Annotated in this window: 18 protein-coding genes and 5 tRNA genes; 1 reads left to right on the top strand and 22 read right to left on the bottom strand. The window is 35.1% G+C overall.

Annotation, left to right across the window (positions count from 1 at the left end; translation table 11 throughout):
- Window positions 1-50 precede the first annotated feature (50 nt).
- The 21 genes from rpoB to ACFO5O_RS04385 all read right to left on the bottom strand — a co-directional run bounded on the left by rpoB (window position 51) and on the right by ACFO5O_RS04385 (window position 16,094).
- Window positions 51-3,863, bottom strand: coding sequence for a DNA-directed RNA polymerase subunit beta (gene rpoB / locus ACFO5O_RS04485; protein ID WP_387961333.1), 3,813 nt, complete (start codon window positions 3,861-3,863; stop codon window positions 51-53).
- Between the two features lie 124 nt (window positions 3,864-3,987).
- Window positions 3,988-4,365 (bottom strand): 50S ribosomal protein L7/L12, encoded by a 378-nt coding sequence (gene rplL, locus ACFO5O_RS04480; RefSeq protein ID WP_387961332.1) that lies wholly within the window; start codon window positions 4,363-4,365, stop codon window positions 3,988-3,990.
- A gap of 59 nt (window positions 4,366-4,424) precedes the next feature.
- A complete protein-coding gene (gene rplJ / locus ACFO5O_RS04475; protein ID WP_387961330.1) occupies window positions 4,425-4,946 on the bottom strand; it encodes a 50S ribosomal protein L10 in 522 nt (173 codons plus the stop codon).
- An 18-nt stretch (window positions 4,947-4,964) separates the two neighbouring features.
- A complete protein-coding gene (gene rplA, locus ACFO5O_RS04470; RefSeq protein ID WP_387961329.1) occupies window positions 4,965-5,654 on the bottom strand; it encodes a 50S ribosomal protein L1 in 690 nt (229 codons plus the stop codon).
- Between the two features lie 11 nt (window positions 5,655-5,665).
- Window positions 5,666-6,106, bottom strand: coding sequence for a 50S ribosomal protein L11 (gene rplK / locus ACFO5O_RS04465; RefSeq protein WP_387961327.1), 441 nt, complete (start codon window positions 6,104-6,106; stop codon window positions 5,666-5,668).
- Window positions 6,107-6,177: 71 nt separating this feature from the next.
- A complete protein-coding gene (gene nusG / locus ACFO5O_RS04460) occupies window positions 6,178-6,735 on the bottom strand; it encodes a transcription termination/antitermination protein NusG (protein ID WP_387961326.1) in 558 nt (185 codons plus the stop codon).
- A gap of 20 nt (window positions 6,736-6,755) precedes the next feature.
- Window positions 6,756-6,947: a preprotein translocase subunit SecE gene (gene secE, locus ACFO5O_RS04455; RefSeq protein WP_387961324.1), complete on the bottom strand. Its 192-nt coding sequence runs from the start codon at window positions 6,945-6,947 to the stop codon at window positions 6,756-6,758.
- 69 nt (window positions 6,948-7,016) lie between these two features.
- Window positions 7,017-7,089, bottom strand: a tRNA-Trp gene (locus ACFO5O_RS04450).
- Between the two features lie 64 nt (window positions 7,090-7,153).
- The gene (tuf, locus tag ACFO5O_RS04445) at window positions 7,154-8,341 is read right to left on the bottom strand and encodes an elongation factor Tu (RefSeq protein ID WP_387961322.1); all 1,188 of its coding nucleotides are present in this window, start codon (window positions 8,339-8,341) and stop codon (window positions 7,154-7,156) included.
- A 55-nt stretch (window positions 8,342-8,396) separates the two neighbouring features.
- Window positions 8,397-8,468, bottom strand: a tRNA-Thr gene (locus ACFO5O_RS04440).
- 69 nt (window positions 8,469-8,537) lie between these two features.
- Window positions 8,538-8,610 (bottom strand) — tRNA-Gly (locus tag ACFO5O_RS04435).
- Between the two features lie 31 nt (window positions 8,611-8,641).
- Window positions 8,642-8,723 (bottom strand) — tRNA-Tyr (locus ACFO5O_RS04430).
- A gap of 32 nt (window positions 8,724-8,755) precedes the next feature.
- Window positions 8,756-8,829, bottom strand: a tRNA-Thr gene (locus tag ACFO5O_RS04425).
- Between the two features lie 100 nt (window positions 8,830-8,929).
- Window positions 8,930-9,232 carry a ribosome hibernation-promoting factor, HPF/YfiA family gene (gene hpf / locus ACFO5O_RS04420; RefSeq protein ID WP_387961321.1) on the bottom strand — a complete coding sequence of 101 codons (303 nt, stop codon included), beginning with the start codon at window positions 9,230-9,232 and terminating at the stop codon, window positions 8,930-8,932.
- 64 nt (window positions 9,233-9,296) lie between these two features.
- Window positions 9,297-10,187, bottom strand: coding sequence for a tyrosine-type recombinase/integrase (locus ACFO5O_RS04415; protein ID WP_387961319.1), 891 nt, complete (start codon window positions 10,185-10,187; stop codon window positions 9,297-9,299).
- A 108-nt stretch (window positions 10,188-10,295) separates the two neighbouring features.
- Window positions 10,296-10,490, bottom strand: a complete 195-nt coding sequence (gene rpsU, locus ACFO5O_RS04410; RefSeq protein WP_119029567.1) for a 30S ribosomal protein S21 — start codon at window positions 10,488-10,490, stop codon at window positions 10,296-10,298.
- 126 nt (window positions 10,491-10,616) lie between these two features.
- Window positions 10,617-11,786, bottom strand: a complete 1,170-nt coding sequence (locus tag ACFO5O_RS04405; RefSeq protein ID WP_387961317.1) for an acyl-CoA dehydrogenase family protein — start codon at window positions 11,784-11,786, stop codon at window positions 10,617-10,619.
- Between the two features lie 18 nt (window positions 11,787-11,804).
- A complete protein-coding gene (locus ACFO5O_RS04400) occupies window positions 11,805-12,659 on the bottom strand; it encodes a ComEA family DNA-binding protein (protein ID WP_387961315.1) in 855 nt (284 codons plus the stop codon).
- A gap of 32 nt (window positions 12,660-12,691) precedes the next feature.
- Window positions 12,692-14,392 carry an alanine/glycine:cation symporter family protein gene (locus tag ACFO5O_RS04395; protein WP_387961314.1) on the bottom strand — a complete coding sequence of 567 codons (1,701 nt, stop codon included), beginning with the start codon at window positions 14,390-14,392 and terminating at the stop codon, window positions 12,692-12,694.
- Between the two features lie 184 nt (window positions 14,393-14,576).
- Window positions 14,577-14,804, bottom strand: coding sequence for a PspC domain-containing protein (locus ACFO5O_RS04390; protein ID WP_387961312.1), 228 nt, complete (start codon window positions 14,802-14,804; stop codon window positions 14,577-14,579).
- A gap of 12 nt (window positions 14,805-14,816) precedes the next feature.
- Window positions 14,817-16,094 (bottom strand): DUF2851 family protein, encoded by a 1,278-nt coding sequence (locus ACFO5O_RS04385; RefSeq protein ID WP_387961310.1) that lies wholly within the window; start codon window positions 16,092-16,094, stop codon window positions 14,817-14,819.
- A gap of 112 nt (window positions 16,095-16,206) precedes the next feature.
- Between ACFO5O_RS04385 and ACFO5O_RS04380 the strand changes: the two genes are divergently transcribed.
- Window positions 16,207-16,752, top strand: a complete 546-nt coding sequence (locus ACFO5O_RS04380; RefSeq protein WP_387961308.1) for a DinB family protein — start codon at window positions 16,207-16,209, stop codon at window positions 16,750-16,752.
- 7 nt (window positions 16,753-16,759) lie between these two features.
- Here the strand turns inward: ACFO5O_RS04380 and ACFO5O_RS04375 are convergent, their stop codons facing one another.
- The gene (locus ACFO5O_RS04375) at window positions 16,760-17,740 is read right to left on the bottom strand and encodes a PLP-dependent cysteine synthase family protein (protein ID WP_387961307.1); all 981 of its coding nucleotides are present in this window, start codon (window positions 17,738-17,740) and stop codon (window positions 16,760-16,762) included.
- Between the last annotated feature and the right edge of the window lie 93 nt (window positions 17,741-17,833).

Genomic DNA, 17,833 nt, shown 5'->3' with positions numbered 1-17,833 from the left:
TAGTTGCAAATAGTACTGCTAACTGAAGACTGTGAACTGCTTCCTTAAATTTATTCTTCTAATCTAATATCTAATCCTAAACCTTTTAATTCATGCATCAATACATTGAATGATTCAGGCAATCCTGGTTCTGGCATTGGTTCTCCTTTTACGATAGCTTCGTAAGTTTTAGCTCTACCAATAACATCATCAGACTTCACTGTTAAGATTTCACGAAGTGTAGCCGATGCGCCATAAGCTTCAAGTGCCCAAACTTCCATCTCTCCAAAACGCTGTCCACCAAACTGTGCTTTACCACCAAGAGGTTGTTGCGTAATCAATGAGTAAGGTCCGATTGAACGTGAGTGCATTTTATCGTCAACCATATGTCCTAGTTTCAACATATAAATCACACCAACAGTAGCAGGTTGATCAAAACGATCTCCTGTACCACCATCATATAAATAAGTATGACCAAATCGTGGAATTCCAGCTTCGTCAGTAAACTCATTTATTTGATCTAAAGTTGCGCCATCAAAAATAGGAGTTGCATAAGTGCGTCCTAATTTTTGACCAGCCCATCCAAGTACGGTTTCATAAATCTGACCAATGTTCATACGAGATGGTACACCAAGCGGGTTTAATACGATATCAACAGGAGTTCCATCTTCTAAGAATGGCATATCTTCTTGACGCACAATACGTGCAACGATACCTTTGTTACCGTGACGACCAGCCATTTTATCACCAACTTTTAGTTTACGTTTTTTAGCAACGTATACTTTAGCTAATTTGATAATTCCTGCAGGTAATTCATCCCCAACAGAAATGGTGAATTTCTCACGACGCAATGACCCTTGCAAATCATTTTCTTTAATCTTGTAATTGTGGATTAAATCAGCAATAAGCGCATTAGTATGGTCATCGGTTGTCCATGTTCCTGATGTTAAATGTGTATAATCATCAACAGCATTTAACATTTTAAGAGTATATTTCTTTCCTTTAGGAATGATTTCTTCTCCTAGATCATTAAAGATACCTTGAGCCGTTTTTCCGTTTACAATTGCGAATAATTTTTCAACTAAAATATCTTTTAGTTCATCAAATTTTCTATAATAAACAGTTTCTAAAGCATCAATATCTTCTTTATCTTTTGCTCTCTTGCGTTTGTCTTTAATTGCTCTAGAGAATAACTTCTTGTCGATAACTACACCATGTAATGAAGGTGATGCTTTCAATGAAGCATCTTTAACATCACCTGCTTTATCTCCAAAGATTGCTCTTAAAAGCTTTTCTTCAGGAGTTGGATCACTTTCTCCTTTTGGTGTAATTTTACCGATTAAAATATCTCCCGGCTTAATTTCAGCACCAATACGGATCATACCGTTTTCATCCAAGTCTTTAGTAGCTTCTTCAGAAACGTTAGGAATATCATTTGTTAGCTCTTCATTACCTAATTTAGTATCTCGAACTTCTAATGAATACTCATCAATATGGATAGAGGTGAAAATATCATCACGCACCACTTTTTCAGAAATTACGATAGCATCCTCAAAGTTGTATCCTTTCCAAGGCATGAAGGCCACTTTCATATTTCTACCAAGTGCCAATTCTCCATTTTCAGTTGCGTATCCTTCACAAAGCACCTGACCTTTAGTTACTTTATCACCTTTTACCACAATTGGTTTAAGGTTAATAGAAGTACCTTGGTTGGTCTTTCTGAATTTTACTAAAGGATAAGATTTGGTATCGCTATCAAAGCTCACCATAGCTTCTTCTTCAGTACGCTCATATTTGATAATGATTTCATTAGCATCAACATACTCAACAACACCATCACCTTCTGCATTAATCAATACTCTTGAATCTGAAGCCACTTGACGTTCTAATCCAGTTCCCACAATAGGAGCCTGAGGACGCAATAATGGTACAGCCTGACGCATCATGTTAGATCCCATCAAAGCACGGTTAGCATCATCATGTTCCAAAAATGGAATCAACGATGCTGAAATAGATGCTACTTGGTTAGGAGCAACATCAGTATAATTAGCATTTGCTGGATCAATTACAGGGAAATCACCTTCTTGACGAGCAATAATTTTTTCGTCAAATATTTTACCATTCTCATCCACTTTAACATTGGCTTGAGCAATAAGTAAATCTTCTTCTTCTTCAGCACTTAAATAAGTAGGTGCATTTTTAATGTCCACTACTCCATTTTCAACTTTTCTATATGGCGTTTCAATGAAGCCCATTCCGTTTACTTTAGCATAAACTGAAAGTGAAGAAATCAAACCAATGTTTGGTCCCTCTGGAGTTTCAATTGGACATAAACGACCATAATGCGTATAGTGAACGTCACGAACCTCAAATCCTGCTCTTTCACGAGATAAACCACCTGGTCCAAGAGCCGATAAACGACGTTTGTGTGTAATCTCTGCTAATGGATTGGTTTGATCCATAAATTGAGATAACTGATTTGTTCCAAAGAATGAATTAATAACTGAAGACAAGGTCTTCGCATTAATCAAATCTATTGGCGTAAACACCTCATTATCACGAACGTTCATACGCTCACGAATAGTACGTGCCATACGAGCTAAACCAACACCAAATTGAGATGATAATTGCTCACCAACAGTACGTACACGACGGTTAGATAAGTGATCAATATCATCAATCTCTGCTTTAGAGTTGATAAGTTCTATTAAATATTTAATGATGGTAATGATATCTTCTTTAGTAAGCACTTGCTTGTCCATACCAATATCAAGACCTAATTTTTTGTTCATTCTATAACGACCTACTTCACCCAGTGAGTAACGTTGGTCAGAAAAGAATAATTTGTCAATAATACCACGTGCTGTTTCCTCATCCGGTGGCTCGGCATTACGTAGTTGACGGTAAATATGTTCTACAGCTTCTTTTTCAGAGTTTGTTGGATCTTTTTGAAGCGTATTATGTATAATGGCGTAATCTCCTTGTTGTGCGCTTTCTTTATGTAAAAGAATAGTTTTCACATCCGCCTCAAGGATTTCCTCGATATTATCTTTATCAATAATCGTGTCACGATCTAATACAATTTCGTTACGCTCGATAGATACTACCTCTCCAGTATCTTCATCTACGAAATCTTCATGCCACGTATTAAGTACACGCGCCGCTAATTTACGACCAAGTACTTTTTTCAATCCGGCTTTTGACACTTTTACTTCTTCAGCAAGGTCAAAAATTTCAAGAATATCTTTATCACGTTCAAAGCCTATAGCTCTAAACAATGTAGTTACCGGTAATTTTTTCTTTCTATCAATGTAAGCATACATAACGCTATTGATATCTGTTGCGAACTCAATCCAAGATCCTTTAAAAGGAATAACTCTGGCTGAATACAACTTGGTACCATTGGCGTGGAAGGATTGACTGAAGAATACTCCAGGTGATCTGTGTAATTGAGAAACTACAACACGCTCTGCACCATTGATAACGAAAGTTCCACTAGGAGTCATGTAAGGAATGGTTCCTAAATACACATCTTGAACTATGGTTTCGAAATCTTCATGTTCAGGGTCAGTACAGTAAAGTTTTAACCTTGCTTTTAACGGCACACTATAAGTTAGACCTCTTTCTATACACTCTTCAATGGTATATCTTGGGGGATCAATAAAATAATCCAAAAACTCCAAAACAAACTGATTTCTTGTGTCTGTTATAGGGAAGTTTTCCATGAAGGTATTATATAGGCCTTCATTACCTCTTTGTTCTGATTTAGTCTCTAATTGGAAAAAATCCTGAAAGGATTTGATTTGAATATCCAAGAAATCTGGATAATCAGTTCTGTTTACTATAGAGGAGAAATTTAATCTTTCAGCTGTTTTTGCTAACATCGATGAACGAGATTTTGATTAAAAAAATAGTTGTTTTTTTATGTACATTTTATATACACAAAAGGGTTTAGGTCATTCCAATTAACTTGGAAGACCTAAACCAAAATTTGTAGGTTTGTTGAACTTACTTAAGCTCAACTTCAGCTCCAGCCTCTTCTAATGATGCTTTTAAACCTTCTGCTTCTTCTTTAGAAACACCTTCTTTGATGTTGCTAGGTGCATTGTCTACTAATTCTTTAGCTTCTTTTAGACCTAAACCAGTTAATTCTTTAACTAATTTTACTACTGCTAATTTAGAACCACCAGCGGCTTTAAGAACTACGTCAAATTCTGACTTTTCTTCAGCTGCATCACCAGCGTCAGCACCACCACCTGCAGCAACTGCAACAGCAGCAGCAGCTGGCTCAATGCCATACTCTTCTTTTAATATTGTAGCTAATTCGTTAACTTCTTTTACTGTTAAATTAACTAATTGTTCTGCGAAATCTTTTAAATCTGCCATTTTCTATCGTTTTAATAATTTTAAAAATATAATTTGTTTAAGTGCGTACTTATTTGTGTTTATCCTTCTTTTTCGGATAAGGTTTTAAGGATCCCTGCTAGTTTTCCTCCTCCAGATTTAAGAGCAGAAACAACGTTCTTAGCTGGTGATTGTAATAATGCTATTACATCTCCAATTAACTCTTCTCTAGATTTGATATCAACTAGTGCATCTAATTGCTCATCACCAATGTAAATTGCTTCTTCAATAAAAGCTCCTTTAAGCAAAGGCCTATCAGATTTTTTACGGAAAGCTTTAATTACTTTTGCTGGAGCATTTCCAGTTTCAGAATACATTACAGAGGTATTACCTTTTAATATAGTTGGAAGATTTCCGAAATCTTTTTCAGAAGCTTCCATAGCTTTTACTAATAATGTATTTTTAACTACAGCCAATCTTATGTTTGCTTTGAAACATGCACGACGTAGATCTGAAGTGTTTCCTGCGTTTAATCCAGATATATCTGCTAAATAGATATTTGTATTATCTGCTAATTGAGCAGTCAACTCTTCAATAACTTGTGATTTTTCTTCTCTTGTCATAATATTAAAGTTTAACTACTAATTAATTTTAGTATCTATGGATATACTTGGACTCATAGTACTAGACATGTAAATACTTTTTACATAAGTACCTTTAGCAGCTGTTGGTTTCAACTTCATTAGTGTTGTTAACAATTCATGTGCATTGCCAACTAGTTTTTCTGCATCAAAGGATGCTTTACCTATTGGAGCATGTACAATTCCTGTTTTGTCAACTTTAAAGTCAATTTTACCTGCTTTAACTTCGGCTACAGCTTTCGCTACATCCATTGTTACAGTACCTGTTTTTGGGTTTGGCATTAAACCTCTTGGACCTAAAACACGTCCTAAAGGGCCTAATTTACCCATGATAGCTGGCATAGTGATGATTACATCAACATCTGTCCATCCATTTTTTATTTTTTCAAGGTACTCGTCTAAACCTACATAATCAGCTCCAGCTTCTTTAGCTTCTGCTTCTTTATCGGGTGTAACTAAAGCTAAAACCTTCATGTCTTTTCCTGTTCCATGTGGAAGGGAAACAACACCTCTAACCATTTGATTGGCTTTACGTGGATCAACTCCAAGGCGTACAGCCAAATCAACTGATGCATCAAACTTTGTAAAAGAAATTTCTTTTACTAAAGCTGAAGCTTCCTCAAGAGAATAAAGTTTATTTTTTTCAACTTTTGCTCTTGCTTCTTTTTGCTTTTTTGTTATTCTTGCCATTTCAAAAATTTTTAGTTGGGTGCTTGACCGCCTTTAACAGTTATACCCATTGATCTTGCAGTACCTGCAACCATCTTCATTGCAGAATCGATTGTAAATGCATTTAAATCTTGCATTTTGTCTTCTGCTATAGCTTTAACTTGGTCCCAAGTTACTTTCGCTACTTTTTTTCTGTTCGGTTCTCCAGATCCTTTTTTTACTTTGGCCGCTTCCAATAATTGTACAGCAGCTGGAGGAGTTTTTATTACAAAATCAAAGGATTTATCTTTGAAAACAGAAATAACAACTGGAAGAACTTTACCAGGTTTATCCTGAGTTCTAGCGTTAAACTGTTTGCAAAATTCCATGATATTAACTCCAGCAGCTCCTAAAGCGGGTCCTACCGGTGGCGACGGATTCGCAGCACCTCCCCGAACTTGTAACTTAACTACTTTACTTAATTCTTTTGCCATTTTAATAAATTTAGTTTGTACATCTTTTAGATTGGAAGCAAAAAGACATACGCTATCTGTTGTAACAATTATTAAACTTTTTCAACTTGCATATAACTCAATTCTAAAGGTGTTTTTCTTCCGAAAATTTTCACCATTACTTCGAGTTTACGCTTTTCTTCATTTATCTTTTCTATGGTCCCATCAAATCCATTGAATGGTCCATCAATTACTTTTACTGTTTGTCCTAAAGTAAAAGGTATAGCGATGTTAGCATCTGCATCTACCGAAAGCTCATCCACTTTACCTAACATTCTATTCACTTCAGACTGTCTTAATGGCACTGGATCTCCGCCTTTTGTTTCTCCCAAAAAGCCAATTACATTGGTAATTGATCTAATAATATGTGGAATCTCTCCACTTAAATTAGCTTGAATCATTATATAACCTGGAAAATAAACACGTTCTTTGTTTATCTTCTTACCGTTACGAATTTGTATTACTTTTTCAGTAGGAACCAGAACCTGCTCAACATAATCCTCAAGACCTAATCTAGAAATTTCATTTTCGATATAAGACTTGATCTTATTTTCTTGACCACTTACGGCTCTAACGACGTACCATTTTTTATTTACACTAGTTTCAGACATTCTTGCGACTTTATTTTTAGTTAAATCCAACTAAAATAGGCTTTAATAACTTTACTGAAAACAGTATCTACTCCCCAAATTGCCAATGAAAAAATGATTGAAAATACAGCCACTACAACAGTTAATCGTTGCACTTCTGACCATATTGGCCAAGTGACATTATTCTTTAATTCTTCAAAAGACTCTTTGATATAATTTGTAATTCCTGCCATCTGATTTTTATTATCTTAAAAAGTAAGCTCTAGTTTATTAGAGTAATTTACTCTCCTTCTTTTTATTCGCACGGGTTGAGAGGCTCGAACTCCCGACACCTGGTTTTGGAGACCAGTGCTCTACCAACTGAGCTAAACCCGTAAATATAAATCAAGGCGTCACACTTTTTCGCATGACACCTTAACTCATATTTTTATGGTAATATTTAGTCTAAAATTTCAGTTACCTGACCAGCACCTACTGTACGACCACCTTCACGAATTGCGAAACGTAAACCTACGTTCATTGCAATTGGTTGGATTAGCTCAACAGTAATAGTTAAGTTGTCTCCTGGCATTACCATCTCTACTCCATCAGGTAACGCGATGTTTCCTGTTACGTCAGTTGTACGTACGTAGAATTGAGGACGGTAATTATTATGGAATGGTGTGTGACGACCACCTTCTTCTTTTTTAAGGATATAAACTTCAGCTTTAAATTTAGCGTGAGGTGTTACAGAACCTGGTTTTGTAATTACCATACCACGAGAAATTTGAGACTTCTCAATACCTCTTAATAAGATACCTGCGTTATCTCCAGCTTCACCTCTATTAAGGATTTGACGGAACATTTCGATACCAGTAATAGTAGATGTCAATTTTTGAGCACCCATACCAATAATCTCTACTGGATCACCAGTATTAGCAATACCTGTTTCAATACGACCTGTAGCAACTGTACCACGACCTGTAATAGAGAATACATCTTCGATTGGCATCAAGAAAGGCTTATCAACCTCACGTAATGGCTCTTCAATCCAAGAATCAACAGATTCCATTAATTGTATAACTGAATCAACCCACTTTTGCTCACCGTTAAGTGCACCTAAAGCAGAACCAGCAATAACAGGACCATTGTCACCATCATATTCATAGAAAGACAATAAATCTCTGATTTCCATTTCAACTAATTCTAAAAGCTCATCATCATCAACCATATCCACTTTATTCATGAACACAACGATACGAGGAATACCTACTTGACGACCTAATAGAATGTGCTCACGAGTTTGTGGCATTGGACCATCTGTCGCTGCAACCACAAGAATGGCACCATCCATTTGAGCAGCACCAGTAACCATGTTCTTTACGTAATCCGCGTGACCTGGACAGTCAACGTGAGCGTAGTGACGATTAGCTGTTGCATATTCTACGTGTGACGTATTAATTGTGATACCTCTTTCTTTTTCTTCTGGAGCGTTATCAATTTGATCAAATGATCTTGCTTCTGAAAAACCTGCATCAGCTAATACTTTAGTAATAGCAGCAGTTAAAGTTGTTTTACCGTGATCTACGTGTCCAATTGTACCTATATTTAAGTGTGGTTTTGAACGATCGAAAGTTGCCTTTGCCATGTTTAATTTATTTTAATCTTATTTAATATTAGTGTTCAATTCAATTTTTTTTAAGAGCCAATGACGGGATTTGAACCCGTGACCTCTTCCTTACCAAGGAAACGCTCTACCCCTGAGCTACACCGGCTTTTCATTTACGATTTGCCGATTTTAGATTTACGATTAATAATCGCATACCGTAACTCGTAAATTTTTGAGCGGGAGACCGGGTTCGAACCGGCGACATTCAGCTTGGAAGGCTGACGCTCTACCAACTGAGCTACTCCCGCAATTTTTAAGGTCTAGACCTTGAATATTTTGTGGGGAGAGCAGGATTCGAACCTGCGAAGTTAAAAACAACAGATTTACAGTCTGTCCTCGTTGGCCGCTTGAGTATCTCCCCAAAATATTTCATTAAGTTTTTAAAAGAACTTGAGCCGATGGAGGGACTCGAACCCACGACCTGCTGATTACAAATCAGCTGCTCTAGCCAGCTGAGCTACATCGGCTTTTCACTACTTTTTTAACCATAAAAAAGCCCGCTATTTCTAACGGACTGCAAATGTAGAGATTTATTTTTTTATTCAAAACATTTTTTGAAAAATTTTATTACGAATGTGCTCTTAATTTTTCTTTTCTCTTTTTTAGCTGTCTTTCTAATGATGAAACTGCCATATCGGCCCCTTCCTCAAACGTCTTACACTGTTTTTTTACAACAAAACTATCTCCTGGCACACTAACGCGTGCTTCAAAAACTTTATTCTCCTTATCACTGGTATTTTCTACTTTCAAATACACATCTGATTGGATGACTTTGTCATAAAATAAATCCAACTTATCCATACGTTTTTGAATGAAATCAATTAACTTCTTGTCTGCACTAAAGTTTACGGATTGCGTGTTTACTTTCATCTGTTCAGGTTTTAATAAAAATGAGATGCTATTAATTTCTCATTTTTAGATTAGACATTACATGTTACTTCTTACTTCTGGGGTGTGCATTGGCATACACCTTTTTTAACTCTGCTATACTATTATGAGTATAAACTTGAGTAGCTGCAAGACTTGAATGACCCAAAAGTTCTTTTACAGCATTTAAATTTGCACCTTGATTTAGTAAATGCGTAGCAAATGAGTGCCTCAATATATGAGGGCTTCGCTTTACTTTACTAGATGCTTTACTAAAATAATCATTTATAATTCTGTACACAAGGGTTTCATAAATTTTAACTCCCTTTTTTGTTAAAAAAAGAAATGATTTATCTTTTATAACTTCAAGATTATTCCGTTCTCCCAAATAGGATTGTAAGGTATCGATAACCGAATTTATTAACGGAATATAGCGTTCTTTATTTCTCTTCCCTAATACCTTTAAGGTTTTATTTGAAAAGTCAATATCGATAATTTTTATTTGTATCAATTCAATGCGTCTAATCCCAGTTGCATAAAATAATTCCACAATTAACTTATTACGAACAGCTTCAAAACCAGAGTCTTGATTTAACTCTTGTAAAACCAAATTCATTTCTTGCTCTGAAAATGGAATTTGAACTTTTTTGCTTGTTTTAAGTGCCTTATGTTTTGCTAATGGGTTAGTAGTAATTGAATTTGTTTTTAAAAGAAATTTAAAATAGGTGTTTAATGACGAAATTTTTCTATTAATACTTCTATTACTGATTCCGCTGTCTACTAAATGTACAATCCAATTTCTAATTTGCGGATAATTCACATGAGCTACTTCATTATCCTTACACTCGTTTGTTATAAATGATTGAAAGGATTCTAAATCTCTTTGATAGGATATAATTGTATGCCCTGAATAATTTTTTTCGTGTTCGAGATAATCCGTAAATAATTTAAACGACATGGTAGAATTTAGTAGTACAATCTAAAAATACAAAGATTTTAGATTAACTATAGATATATACAAAAAAAAGTCCCGCAATTGCGGGACTTTTAAATGTTGAATATATATTTATATATTTTCTTGATCTCTTAATCTCTGAATGTATTGTGCTTTTTGAATCTGCGCTCTACGTTCTACAGAAGGCTTGGTGAATTGCTTACGATTTTGCAATTGACGTTTCGCACCAGTTTTATCAAACTTACGTTTGAAGCGCTTTAGTGCTCTATCTATATTCTCTCCTTCTTTAATTGGTATTATTAACATAGTGTCTTAACCTCCTCTCTTTTAAATTTCGGTTTGCAAATATAAAACCTTATTTACAATTAGCAATAAAAAAAAACTTTTTTTAACCATCTTTAATATTAATCACTTAAGACCCACATTTTAAGCTTATTTCGTAGCTGGCTTATAATCTTTTTTATCGATAACCATTTTGGCGATAATCTCCCTTAAGATTTCTGAAGTGCCTCCTCCAATAGGTCCAAGACGGCTATCTCTAAACAATCTTGCCATCGGATAATCTTCCATATAACCATAACCGCCTAAAAACTGAAGACAACCATAAACTACCTCATCAGCCATTTTTGTAGACTGCAATTTTGAAATCGTAGCTTCTTTAACTACGTATTCACCCTTATTTAGTCTGCTAGCAACCGTATAATTATATTCTTTACAGATTTCCATAAAACTGTACATGTCAGCAAATTTATGGCGAAGGGCCTGGTATTTATTTATTGCTTTACCAAAAGTTTTACGTTCAGACATGTATTGTTGCGCATAATCTAAAGCATACTCTGCTCGTGCATGGGCATTAATCCCCATAATTAAACGCTCAAGCGCAAAATGTTGCATTATATACGGAAACCCTTTATTCTCTTCACCCATTAAATTATGAGCAGGTATACTAACATTATCAAAAGCGATTTCTGCAGTATCAGAAGCCCTCCAACCTAGCTTGTCTAATTTTGAAGCTGAAACACCAGGAGTATCCTTATCTATAACAAACATACTAATACCCTTGTTGCCTAATTCTGGATTTGTTTTAGCAGCAACAACCATATAATCGCAATAAACCCCATTGGTGATAAACGTTTTTGAACCATTTATAATATAGGTGTCTCCTTTTTTAACTGCAGTAGTTCGCATTCCGGCAACATCACTTCCTCCAAAAGGTTCGGTTACGCATAAGCATCCTATTTTATCTCCTGTAATACTTGGCGCTAAATAACGCTCTTTAATGTCGTTATTTCCTTCCTTATTAACATGAGTCATTGCCAAATACACATGAGCCCAAATGGCAGCAGCAAAGCCACCAGAATTAATTTTCTGCATTTCTTCTAAAAGAATAACGGTATAAAATAAATCTAGATTTAGTCCCCCATATTCTTCAGGATAAGGAAGTCCAAAGAATCCCATCTCTCCAAATTTTTTCCAAATAAACCGATCAATGGTTCCTGATTTTTCCCATTTTTCAATATGAGGAACAACTTCCTTTTGCAAGAAATCCTTTAAACTCTGTCTAAACATTTGATGTTCTTCAGTGAAGTACATGCTATTCATATGCGCAATTTTTAATTTTTATTCGAGGGTCAAATATAACTTAATTATCTCAATTTTATTTACTGGAAAGTTTTTAACCTTTAATAAATCGTCAAGTGATTTATAACCTTCAATGAGTATGCGCCTTTCAATAATATGATGTGCAATTTCATAATCTATATATTGAATAGTTACTAATTGATTGGCCGTTGCAGTATTCAAATTTAGTTTTTCAATGGATCTTGGCGTTTTAACTGTAAACTCATTCAAAATACGCTCAATAACTTCTGGGCTCAACCCATAAATGTCGTAAAGTTGGATATCTGCGATAAAACCACCGTTGAACTTATTTCTATATTTTATAATCCTATCTGAAAGTGCTTCACCAATACCATTGATTTTTTGGAGTTGTTGTGCCGTAGCTGTATTTAAGTCTTGTTTTTCTGCTAATGTTTTAGCCCCAAAACTTTGGTATTTATAATTTGACGTTTTCACTTTAGGATTAGTAATCCATTCTGGAAATTGAAAATATGGTGAAATAATTTCCAGTAATGAATCTGATACCTTTGTTACATTTTGAAATTCTTGAGTAGAATTAATCCATTTATCTTGTGCCCTAAATTTAAAAAGTCTATCGATTTCATCACCTGACATTCCTAAAGTGTAGCCTTTATAATCTGTAATATAGTTAGGATTAAAAGGATAGAGAATTGGTTTGTTTTCTTCATATGCCGCCAATCGCAGGGAATCAATTTCATGTTCAAATTTGGATATTTCCTTTTCATCTACAGTGATTTCACTTGAAGGCAGATCAACAAAAAAATACACACATTGCAATACAATTATGAGGACTAGGAATAAAAAAATCCCACTTCGCTGCTGTTTAGAAAACATAAAGTGGGATTTCATATGTATAATTAGAAAAATTAGTCTTCTATGGCATCAGCTTTAAGCTTGATAGCATCAAGGTATCTTCTTAGTTGTTTCTTAACAACTGGGAATAACAAGAATAAACCTACCATATTTGGGAAGATCATCGCAAATATCATTGCATCAGAGAATGACCAAATAGAGTTCATACTTGCTGCTGCACCTATTACCACAAATGTTAAAAACAATATTTTATAAGCTAAATCTGCTCTCTTTCCTCTTCCAAATAAGAACTTCCAAGACTGCAGTCCATAATAAGACCAAGAAATCATTGTTGAAACTGCGAAGAGTACAACAGCCACAGTTAAGAATACATTTGAATACGGTATATATTGAGCAAAAGCTTGCGATGTAATTCCGGCACCTTCAAATGGTGCTCCATCGATGTAAATAACTCCAGAACCATCTCCGCCATATTCAAAGAATCCACCAAGGTTAAATATCACAATTACTAGAGCTGTCATCGTACAAATGACAACGGTATCAATAAATGGCTCTAATAATGCTACTAACCCTTCAGAAGCAGAATATTTAGTTCTAACGGCTGAATGCGCAATAGAGGCAGAACCAGCACCGGCTTCATTTGAAAACGCCGCACGTTGAAAACCTACCAATAAAACACCAATTAAGGAACCAACACCAAAAGCAGTTGGATTAAAAGCTTCTTTAATAATAAGACCAACAGCATCATCAATTAAACCGAAATTACTAAAAATAATATATAAACAAGCAACGATATACAATAGGGCCATAAACGGAACTACCTTTTCTGTTACTTGCGCGATACGCTTAATACCACCTATGATAATAATACCAACTAATATAGCCAATACAAGACCTACAATAGCCCCTGCCGCTGTACTTTCCCAATCAAAAAGCTCTTTGATAACAATAGTGGCTTGATTAGATTGTGCGGCGTTACCACCACCAAAGGATCCTCCTATACAGAAAACAGCGAATATACCAGCTGCAATTTTTCCGAAGGTTTTAAAGCCTTTTGCTTTAAGTCCTTTACTTATATAATACATTGGTCCGCCATATACTGTTCCATCTTCACCGACATCACGATACTGAACACCCAATGTACACTCCACAAATTTGGTAGACATCCCTAATAACCCACATACTATCATCCAAAATGTTGCACCTGGGCCTCCAAGCGCAATAGCTAATGCTACACCAGCAATATTTCCATTACCAACTGTTCCAGAAACCGCAGTGGCCAAAGCTTGAAAGTGAGAAACTTCACCATCAGAACTTTCGTCTCTAATAGTATCTACTATGTCACCATCAACTGCTAAATCGTTTTCAACACTCACTAAATGCTCTTCAATGTCGACCTTCGATAAATCTTGTCCTTGTGCAATACCTCCTTCACCGTAAAGTTCTTTAGCGCCGTGCTTTTCTATATCTTCATACTTTCCTCTAACGGTGCTTATTGCCGTCCAGAAATATCTAATATTTGGAAAGCCGAAATAAATAGTAAAAAACAAAGCACTTCCAACTAATAGAACTAACACAAATGGTATTGTATATACGTCGTCCTGATAAACTGGAAAAAATATAACGTCAGTAAAAAATTGAGCAATTGGAGCAAAGGCTTGGTCTATTTTTTCATCAAGACCTATTTCTTCTTCTTGCGCAAAAATAATTGCGGGATATACAATAGCTAGAATGGATAGAAGATATTTCTTCATAATTTAGTGTTTAGTTAGTTTAAAATTAAAGGCGACAAGATGCTAAAAAAAATTGAGTTTTTAAAACATCTGCTGTTAAAATCATTTACAGCTTAACTTATGTTATAAATTGTGTTTAATTCTTGTATTTCTATGTCTGGGTAGGTTCTTGTTCGAAATAATTTTAATCATGGATTGATCATTGTTACAAATCAAATACTGAAGAGCGTTTAGTATAGACTAGGTCCTTTATTCGTATCCAAAAGGCGATAAACAAATAAAGTGCAAAACCAAAGCCTAATGTGACAAAGGTTAAATACATAAAAGATGTACGAACGACTTTAGCCCTTATTCCAAGACGGTCGGCGATACGTTGACATACATGATACCCATGTTTTTGAAAATAAAGTAAGGTTTTATAAAATATGTTCATGCTGCAAGTTAATCAATTCCTTGTTAATAGCGTATTGCCAATTCCACATTGTAAACATCTATTCTTTTCGCAATAACTATTCTTTAATTGAAGAAGTGCTTGCGATTGTAGTGCAGATTTAGAAATAGGTTTAAGACTATCAAATTTTTCTACAATACTGTTCTTTTCTGAAGACATACTTTGAATAAGACTTATGATTTCGTCATCAATGTCTTTTCCCAAATATTTAGAATAGCTGAATTTTACAGGAATAATAGTATTGATGAGCAACAAATTTATAAAGGATTTAGACATGACTTTCTTTGAGGCTTTTGAAGCGCTGTTAAACGAGTAATGTTTATCCCAATATTGAGTAGCTGAAACCTTAAATACCTTATAATAGACTTCCAAAGTTTCGATGGCCATTAATTTTGAAAATAAATTCTGATAACCATGATATAGCATTGCTAATTGGGACAACCTAATAGTTGGAAAATTAGGTGGTCGTAACCTAAAAAATTTTACCGGCATAACATGGCTATTCTCTAACTTGAATTTCTGTTTTAAAAATTGATAGTTTTTAGCCAATTGCATAAAATAAGGATCTTGAACCTCGTCATCCAACAAACCGGCTTGACCAAAAAACAACGCTTCGAGTTGATCAATATTAGATTGTACTTTACGAACTACGGAATATGGTACAGATTGTGCGAAACTTAAAAACGAATCACCATTAACCTTTAGTCCAAAGTTTTTGGCCAGTAATTGAAACAGGACCGATTCCCAATCATTTTTAGAAGTCTCCAATAACCTTAAAATGGTTTCAGATTTTCGTTCGAGACGCTCAAAATACAAGCGTTCTAACCAATGGTCGATTACAAAATTATCTACTTGTGCAAAATCCTGTTCACAATTAATCCATTTTCTATAAGGACTCGTCAAAAGATTTTTATAATTTTCAAAAAGTGTGTTATCAACAAATTTCTTTAATTCTAAAGTTGCCAAACAAGAGTTGTCTTTTCTGAATATGTTGGTATCATGCTCCCAAACCACATGTAAAATTACATTGTCATAGGCTTTATCTTGTTCGTGGTTATGTACAAACCATTCAGATGCTTTTACATGAATTTCTACATTGCCAGCCCAGAACTGTTCTCCAATTTTAATCTGCGCATTAAAAAAATCAGGGCCAGAATTGGTATTGTGTTGCCCAACCGAAAGAATATCCAAAGCCTCATGCTGAGCTGTAGTTGCACGCAACACATCAAATTTTAGGTACTTCCAAACGTAATGTAGAAAATCTTCTTGCATAAACTAAAGGTAAATATTTTCAGAATTCAAAATTCAAATACTTTTATACTGAAAATAAAATCGTTAATTTTAAAAGTGCCAAAGCCATTGCCTACTTTTAAAATAAGTAGCCATGTCATTACAAAATCTTTTTAACCAGATTGAAAATGCCCGTTCTCAATTTTTAAAAGAATGTGAAGGATTAAGTATCTCACAAAGCCATTTTAAACCATCACCAAAAGTTTGGTCCATTACCGATAATACCGAACATTTATATTGGGCCGAATTTGGAGGCATCAATGGCATGTGGAAAGCCATTGAAGGCAAGAAAACAAATAACCCTGTTTGGACCAAAGCAGCCATCCATGAAGGATTAAGTATTGAAGACATTGTTGATTTAACTTGGAAACCCAAAGAAGATGTTCCATTAGGTGCCGAACCACGTATTGGAGGCTCATTGGAGTTTTGGACAACCTCACTTAAAAGCTGTTCAGTTTTACTAAAAGATCTGTACGTCGAGCTCAAGACGCATGAGCATTTAGAAGAAATCATTTATCCTCATCCAATATCTGGCCCTTTAAATGTTATCCAGCGTTTTGAGTTTTTACGATTTCATATTGATAGGCATAGCGAACAGGTTAGAAACCTCAAAAAGCATCATGATTTCCCGAATGCCTAATCGATAACTATTCCAAATACCCCATTTTCTTCATCCAATCGTTGTTAAACATTTTTCCCACATAACGACTCCCGTGATCGTGAAATAAAACCACAACAACATCATCTTTTGTAAACTGTTCTTTTAATTGAAGTAAGCCTTTAACAGCCGCACCAGCGGAGTTTCCTAAAAACATACCTTCTTCTTTTGCTAAACGTTGGGTATAGACAGCAGCATCTTTATCGGTTACTTTGGTGAATCCATCAATAATACTAAAGTCCACATTTTCGGGTAAAATGTCCTCACCAATACCTTCGGTGACATAAGGGTAAATTTCATTTTCATCAAAAATACCTGTCTCATGGTATTTTTTGAATACAGAGCCATAAGTATCAATACCCCATACTTTAATATTCGGGTTTTGTTCCTTTAAATATTTTCCAACGCCAGAAACTGTACCACCGGTACCCACACCTACTACAAAATGTGTGACTTTCCCATCAGTCTGCTTCCAGATTTCAGGTCCTGTACTTTCATAATGTGCTTTAGCATTACTTGGGTTATCATATTGATTTACATACCAAGAGTTAGGAATTTCGGTCGCCAAACGTTTGGAAACCGAATAATAACTACGGGGATCATTAGGAGCCACATCGGTTGGACAAACAACCACCTCTGCACCAACTGCGCGTAGTATATCCATTTTTTCTTTGGATTGCTTATCGCTAATCACAAAAATACATTTATAGCCTTTTACAATAGCTACTAGTGCCAATCCCATACCTGTATTCCCTGAAGTTCCTTCAATAATTGTTCCTCCTGGTTTTAGTCTACCATCAGCCTCGGCATCTTCAATCATTTTCAAGGCCATACGATCTTTAACAGAATTTCCTGGGTTAAAGGTTTCGTATTTAGCCAAGACCAAGCAAGGCAATTCATTTGTGAGTGAATTAAGTTTTACTAAAGGGGTGTTTCCAATAGTTTCGAGTATATTTTTGGCGTATTGCATGTGTAGTGTTTAATCCTGCAAAGGTAATTTTTTAGTACAAATACGCGAATGTTTTTATAAAGTAAAAGGAACTATGACCTAATAAAAAACTAA

It is taken from the genome of Geojedonia litorea (genome assembly GCF_042654525.1).
Classification (GTDB): domain Bacteria; phylum Bacteroidota; class Bacteroidia; order Flavobacteriales; family Flavobacteriaceae; genus Geojedonia; species Geojedonia litorea.
This window is presented reverse-complemented; position numbering and strand designations above follow the sequence as displayed.

What these genes read in the sequence shown, in the direction of transcription:
- rpoB (WP_387961333.1), bottom strand. Translation starts at nt 3,863, where the DNA reads ATGTTAGCAAAAACAGCTGAAAGATTAAATTTCTCCTCTATAGTAAAC.
- rplL (WP_387961332.1), bottom strand. Translation starts at nt 4,365, where the DNA reads ATGGCAGATTTAAAAGATTTCGCAGAACAATTAGTTAATTTAACAGTA.
- rplJ (WP_387961330.1), bottom strand. Translation starts at nt 4,946, where the DNA reads ATGACAAGAGAAGAAAAATCACAAGTTATTGAAGAGTTGACTGCTCAA.
- rplA (WP_387961329.1), bottom strand. Translation starts at nt 5,654, where the DNA reads ATGGCAAGAATAACAAAAAAGCAAAAAGAAGCAAGAGCAAAAGTTGAA.
- rplK (WP_387961327.1), bottom strand. Translation starts at nt 6,106, where the DNA reads ATGGCAAAAGAATTAAGTAAAGTAGTTAAGTTACAAGTTCGGGGAGGT.
- nusG (WP_387961326.1), bottom strand. Translation starts at nt 6,735, where the DNA reads ATGTCTGAAACTAGTGTAAATAAAAAATGGTACGTCGTTAGAGCCGTA.
- secE (WP_387961324.1), bottom strand. Translation starts at nt 6,947, where the DNA reads ATGGCAGGAATTACAAATTATATCAAAGAGTCTTTTGAAGAATTAAAG.
- tuf (WP_387961322.1), bottom strand. Translation starts at nt 8,341, where the DNA reads ATGGCAAAGGCAACTTTCGATCGTTCAAAACCACACTTAAATATAGGT.
- hpf (WP_387961321.1), bottom strand. Translation starts at nt 9,232, where the DNA reads ATGAAAGTAAACACGCAATCCGTAAACTTTAGTGCAGACAAGAAGTTA.
- ACFO5O_RS04415 (WP_387961319.1), bottom strand. Translation starts at nt 10,187, where the DNA reads ATGTCGTTTAAATTATTTACGGATTATCTCGAACACGAAAAAAATTAT.
- rpsU (WP_119029567.1), bottom strand. Translation starts at nt 10,490, where the DNA reads ATGTTAATAATACCAATTAAAGAAGGAGAGAATATAGATAGAGCACTA.
- ACFO5O_RS04405 (WP_387961317.1), bottom strand. Translation starts at nt 11,786, where the DNA reads ATGAATAGCATGTACTTCACTGAAGAACATCAAATGTTTAGACAGAGT.
- ACFO5O_RS04400 (WP_387961315.1), bottom strand. Translation starts at nt 12,659, where the DNA reads ATGTTTTCTAAACAGCAGCGAAGTGGGATTTTTTTATTCCTAGTCCTC.
- ACFO5O_RS04395 (WP_387961314.1), bottom strand. Translation starts at nt 14,392, where the DNA reads ATGAAGAAATATCTTCTATCCATTCTAGCTATTGTATATCCCGCAATT.
- ACFO5O_RS04390 (WP_387961312.1), bottom strand. Translation starts at nt 14,804, where the DNA reads ATGAACATATTTTATAAAACCTTACTTTATTTTCAAAAACATGGGTAT.
- ACFO5O_RS04385 (WP_387961310.1), bottom strand. Translation starts at nt 16,094, where the DNA reads ATGCAAGAAGATTTTCTACATTACGTTTGGAAGTACCTAAAATTTGAT.
- ACFO5O_RS04380 (WP_387961308.1), top strand. Translation starts at nt 16,207, where the DNA reads ATGTCATTACAAAATCTTTTTAACCAGATTGAAAATGCCCGTTCTCAA.
- ACFO5O_RS04375 (WP_387961307.1), bottom strand. Translation starts at nt 17,740, where the DNA reads ATGCAATACGCCAAAAATATACTCGAAACTATTGGAAACACCCCTTTA.